The sequence below is a fragment of the Luteimonas rhizosphaerae genome, assembly GCF_002849595.1.
In the GTDB taxonomy this organism is placed as follows: domain Bacteria; phylum Pseudomonadota; class Gammaproteobacteria; order Xanthomonadales; family Xanthomonadaceae; genus Luteimonas; species Luteimonas cellulosilyticus.
Genome location: NZ_NRQR01000006.1, coordinates 1 through 5,873, shown reverse-complemented (window position 1 = coordinate 5,873; position 5,873 = coordinate 1). Strand labels below are relative to the sequence as shown.

The 5,873-nt window shown below is 54.7% G+C and carries 2 tRNA genes and 3 rRNA genes; all 5 read left to right on the top strand.

The features are described 5' to 3' along the window. The first annotated feature begins 457 nt into the window (after window positions 1–457). The 5 genes from CJ022_RS03225 (at window position 458) to rrf (ending at window position 5,614) form a co-directional block, all read left to right on the top strand. A 16S ribosomal RNA gene (locus CJ022_RS03225) occupies window positions 458–2,002 on the top strand. A 73-nt stretch (window positions 2,003–2,075) separates the two neighbouring features. Then, a tRNA-Ile gene (locus tag CJ022_RS03220) sits at window positions 2,076–2,152 on the top strand. 3 nt (window positions 2,153–2,155) lie between these two features. Then, window positions 2,156–2,231 (top strand) — tRNA-Ala (locus CJ022_RS03215). A gap of 237 nt (window positions 2,232–2,468) precedes the next feature. Continuing rightward, window positions 2,469–5,352: ribosomal RNA gene (locus CJ022_RS03210) — 23S ribosomal RNA — on the top strand. Between the two features lie 148 nt (window positions 5,353–5,500). Then, window positions 5,501–5,614 (top strand): 5S ribosomal RNA (gene rrf, locus CJ022_RS03205). The 16S, 23S and 5S rRNA genes sit together here with 2 tRNA genes alongside, the layout of an rRNA operon. The last annotated feature ends 259 nt before the right edge of the window (window positions 5,615–5,873 follow it).

Genomic DNA, 5,873 nt, shown 5'->3' with positions numbered 1-5,873 from the left:
ATGCACAATGCGCGCCCCGCTGAGGCGAACCGGTTGACTGGTGGCGCGGCGGGGTTCGAAAAAGGTCTTCACAGGGTGTTGACGTTCTTCGAAATCGCGCTAAGATGTGCGGCTCGCTTCAGGGAAAAGGCCTCCGGGTCGGGACGCTGAAGCAGGTTGAAGTTTTCACCTTCGGGTGTTGACGGAAACCAAAACCGCGGTATCATGTGCGGCTCACCTCGGCGGAAGTCGAGGCGGTATTCGGAACCAGGCGCTGAGGCCGGTTCCCCAGATCTTTGACAGTGTGCGCAGGTAACTTGTGCGGACGTCTGGTTGGTGGATAACTGTCCATCGCAGACGTTCTAGAAAGAGCACAAATGATTCAAAAGCATGCAAATGCTGGTGGGTAATTTGAGCTCGGGAAAGACGACTGCACTCAAAGCATTGATGGAGTCCTTCGGGACGAAGTCGAAACATTTAAGTGAAGAGTTTGATCCTGGCTCAGAGTGAACGCTGGCGGCAGGCCTAACACATGCAAGTCGAACGGCAGCACAGGAGAGCTTGCTCTCTGGGTGGCGAGTGGCGGACGGGTGAGGAATACATCGGAATCTGCCTATTTGTGGGGGATAACGTAGGGAAACTTACGCTAATACCGCATACGACCTACGGGTGAAAGCGGAGGACCTTCGGGCTTCGCGCAGATAGATGAGCCGATGTCGGATTAGCTAGTTGGCGGGGTAAAGGCCCACCAAGGCGACGATCCGTAGCTGGTCTGAGAGGATGATCAGCCACACTGGAACTGAGACACGGTCCAGACTCCTACGGGAGGCAGCAGTGGGGAATATTGGACAATGGGCGCAAGCCTGATCCAGCCATGCCGCGTGGGTGAAGAAGGCCTTCGGGTTGTAAAGCCCTTTTGTTGGGAAAGAAAAGCAGTCGGTTAATACCCGATTGTTCTGACGGTACCCAAAGAATAAGCACCGGCTAACTTCGTGCCAGCAGCCGCGGTAATACGAAGGGTGCAAGCGTTACTCGGAATTACTGGGCGTAAAGCGTGCGTAGGTGGTTTGTTAAGTCTGATGTGAAAGCCCTGGGCTCAACCTGGGAATTGCATTGGATACTGGCAGGCTAGAGTGCGGTAGAGGATGGCGGAATTCCCGGTGTAGCAGTGAAATGCGTAGAGATCGGGAGGAACATCCGTGGCGAAGGCGGCCATCTGGACCAGCACTGACACTGAGGCACGAAAGCGTGGGGAGCAAACAGGATTAGATACCCTGGTAGTCCACGCCCTAAACGATGCGAACTGGATGTTGGGTTCAACTAGGAACTCAGTATCGAAGCTAACGCGTTAAGTTCGCCGCCTGGGGAGTACGGTCGCAAGACTGAAACTCAAAGGAATTGACGGGGGCCCGCACAAGCGGTGGAGTATGTGGTTTAATTCGATGCAACGCGAAGAACCTTACCTGGCCTTGACATGTCGAGAACTTTCCAGAGATGGATTGGTGCCTTCGGGAACTCGAACACAGGTGCTGCATGGCTGTCGTCAGCTCGTGTCGTGAGATGTTGGGTTAAGTCCCGCAACGAGCGCAACCCTTGTCCTTAGTTGCCAGCACGTAATGGTGGGAACTCTAAGGAGACCGCCGGTGACAAACCGGAGGAAGGTGGGGATGACGTCAAGTCATCATGGCCCTTACGGCCAGGGCTACACACGTACTACAATGGTAGGGACAGAGGGCTGCAAACCCGCGAGGGCAAGCCAATCCCAGAAACCCTATCTCAGTCCGGATTGGAGTCTGCAACTCGACTCCATGAAGTCGGAATCGCTAGTAATCGCAGATCAGCATTGCTGCGGTGAATACGTTCCCGGGCCTTGTACACACCGCCCGTCACACCATGGGAGTTTGTTGCACCAGAAGCAGGTAGCCTAACCGCAAGGGGGGCGCTTGCCACGGTGTGGCCGATGACTGGGGTGAAGTCGTAACAAGGTAGCCGTATCGGAAGGTGCGGCTGGATCACCTCCTTTAGAGACTAAAAGACAGCTGATTGCCTTCCAGGCGTCCGCACAAGTGACCTGCACGATTGGTACGTAACAGACTGGGTCTGTAGCTCAGGTGGTTAGAGCGCACCCCTGATAAGGGTGAGGCCGGTGGTTCGAGTCCTCCCAGACCCACCACTTGGGGCCTTAGCTCAGCTGGGAGAGCACCTGCTTTGCAAGCAGGGGGTCGTCGGTTCGATCCCGACAGGCTCCACCACTCTGGTCGGTACCAATCAACTGCGCACACATAAAGATTTGAATGACGAGGGCATTGTGGCCGTCGTCTGTTCTTTGAAAAAATGGGAAGTAGCGAAGCGTTTGAGACGAATGTCCATACGTGTCGTAGAGGCTAAGGCGGGGACCTCGAGTCCCTAAAGATTGAGTGTTGTATAGCGCGTCGATGATTTGTACCCATCGACAGGCATATAACTTCCGAGGCAACTTGGGGTTATATGGTCAAGCGACTAAGCGCACACGGTGGATGCCTTGGCGGTCAGAGGCGATGAAGGACGTGGTAGCCTGCGAAAAGTATCGGGGAGCTGGCAACAAGCTTTGATCCGGTAATGTCCGAATGGGGAAACCCACCTCCTAGGAGGTACTGCATGGTGAATACATAGCCATGCAGGGCGAACGCGGTGAACTGAAATATCTAAGTAACCGTAGGAAAAGAAATCAACCGAGATTCCCTGAGTAGTGACGAGCGAACGGGGAACAGCCCAAAAGTCGATTTGGTTCTAGCAAAACGGTCCTGGAAAGACCGGCCATAGAAGGTGACAGCCCTGTATGCGAAAGGGCCATATCGATGAAAAATGAGTAGGGCGGGGCACGAGAAACCCTGTCTGAACATGGGGGGACCATCCTCCAAGGCTAAATACTCCTGACCGACCGATAGTGAACCAGTACCGTGAGGGAAAGGCGAAAAGAACCCCGGAGAGGGGAGTGAAATAGACCCTGAAACCGTGTGCGTACAAGCAGTAGGAGCCTCGCAAGGGGTGACTGCGTACCTTTTGTATAATGGGTCAGCGACTTATTGTTCGTGGCAAGCTTAACCGTATAGGGGAGGCGAAGGGAAACCGAGTCTGATAAGGGCGCATAGTCGCGGGCAATAGACCCGAAACCGGGTGATCTAGTCATGCCCAGGATGAAGGTTGAGTAACATCAACTGGAGGTCCGAACCCACTCCCGTTGCAAAGGTAGGGGATGAGGTGTGATTAGGAGTGAAAAGCTAATCGAACCCGGAGATAGCTGGTTCTCCTCGAAAGCTATTTAGGTAGCGCCTCATGTGAATCTTCTTGGGGGTAGAGCACTGTTATGGCTAGGGGGTCATTGCGACTTACCAAACCATTGCAAACTCCGAATACCAAGACAGACTGCATGGGAGACACACGGCGGGTGCTAACGTCCGTCGTGAAAAGGGAAACAACCCAGACCCACAGCTAAGGTCCCAAATTATCACTAAGTGGGAAACGATGTGGAAAGGCACAGACAGCCAGGAGGTTGGCTTAGAAGCAGCCACCCTTTAAAGAAAGCGTAATAGCTCACTGGTCGAGTCGGTCTGCGCGGAAGATTTAACGGGGCTAAGTGATAAACCGAAGCTTGGGGTGTGCATCTTTTGATGTACGCGGTAGAGGAGCGTTCCGTAAGCCGTTGAAGGTGGATTGAGAAGTCTGCTGGAGGTATCGGAAGTGCGAATGCTGACATGAGTAACGATAATGGGGGTGAAAAGCCCCCACGCCGAAAGCCCAAGGTTTCCTTGCGCAACGTTAATCGACGCAGGGTGAGTCGGCCCCTAAGGCGAGGCAGAAATGCGTAGTCGATGGGAAGCTGGTTAATATTCCAGCACCTCGCATAAGTGCGATGGGGGGACGGAGAAGGTTAGGTCTACCAGGCGTTGGTTGTCCTGGAGAAAGGCGGTAGGAGTGGGTCTTAGGCAAATCCGGGACCCTTTAACTCCGAGCACCGAGACGAGCTCATTAGAGCGAAGTGACTGATACCACGCTTCCAGGAAAAGCCCCTAAGCTTCAGCTTATGCAGACCGTACCGTAAACCGACACAGGTGGGTAGGAAGAGAATTCTCAGGCGCTTGAGAGAACTCGGGTGAAGGAACTAGGCAACATAGCACCGTAACTTCGGGAGAAGGTGCGCCCTTGATCGTGGCCCATGCGGGCTACAGCGATCGGGGGCCGCAGTGACCAGGCCGCTGCGACTGTTTATCAAAAACACAGGACTCTGCAAACACGAAAGTGGACGTATAGGGTCTGACGCCTGCCCGGTGCCGGAAGGTTAATTGATGGGGTCAGCCGCAAGGCGAAGCTCTTGATCGAAGCCCCGGTAAACGGCGGCCGTAACTATAACGGTCCTAAGGTAGCGAAATTCCTTGTCGGGTAAGTTCCGACCTGCACGAATGGCGTAACGATGGCGGCGCTGTCTCCACCCGAGACTCAGTGAAATTGAAATCGCTGTGAAGATGCAGCGTACCCGTGGCAAGACGGAAAGACCCCGTGAACCTTTACTATAGCTTTACATTGAACGTTGAGTTCGTCTGTGTAGGATAGGTGGGAGGCTTTGAAACCCTGGCGCTAGCTGGGGTGGAGCCAACCTTGAAATACCACCCTGTCGTGCTTGACGTTCTAACCTAGGTCCGTTATCCGGATCGGGGACCATGTATGGTGGGTAGTTTGACTGGGGCGGTCTCCTCCCAAAGAGTAACGGAGGAGCTCGAAGGTACGCTCAGCGCGGTCGGACATCGCGCACTGTGTGCAAAGGCATAAGCGTGCTTGACTGCGAGATCGACGGATCAAGCAGGTAGGAAACTAGGACTTAGTGATCCGGTGGTTCTGTATGGAAGGGCCATCGCTCAACGGATAAAAGGTACTCCGGGGATAACAGGCTGATACCGCCCAAGAGTTCATATCGACGGCGGTGTTTGGCACCTCGATGTCGGCTCATCACATCCTGGGGCTGTAGTCGGTCCCAAGGGTATGGCTGTTCGCCATTTAAAGTGGTACGCGAGCTGGGTTCAGAACGTCGTGAGACAGTTCGGTCCCTATCTGCCATGGGCGTTGGAGATTTGAGAGGGGCTGCTCCTAGTACGAGAGGACCGGAGTGGACGAACCTCTGGTGTTCCGGTTGTCACGCCAGTGGCACTGCCGGGTAGCTATGTTCGGAAGCGATAACCGCTGAAAGCATCTAAGCGGGAAGCGCGCCTCAAGATGAGATCTCCCGGGAGCTTGACTCCCCTGAAGGAACCATCAAGACTAGGTGGTTGATAGGCTGGGTGTGTAAGTACAGCAATGTATTGAGCTAACCAGTACTAATGATCCGTGAGGCTTGACCATATAACCTCAAGCTGCCTTGGACTCCACGACACGTGCGGGTTCGACGCAAACTGTTTCGCTACTTCCCAACCTCTGAGAGCGTGAGCGCGATCAGTCCCATGCCGGATTCCATTCCGCCACAGGACCCATTGCGACCCTCCACCCTCTCCCTGGTGACAATAGCTGTATGGAACCACCCGATCCCATTCCGAACTCGGAAGTGAAACGTACATGCGCCGATGGTAGTGTGCATCTAGCATGCGAGAGTAGGTCATCGCCAGGGTTTTTACCCAAAACCCCCCGCCGGACTCCGGTGGGGGGTTTTTCTTTGGGCGGTGTTGGGTAATCCACGACACGCTCGCGATCGACGCGATGGGGATGCGATCCGTATCCCTCGAGTTAATGCTGGCCCTTTGGGCGAACATAAAGGACGATCACAAGCCGGGCGGGTTGACCGGTGCACATTACGTCGTGGCCCAGCGGCATCGGGGCGAGCGATCGAACGCCAGTGCAGCAGAGCACCTGATCCAACAGAACGGAGA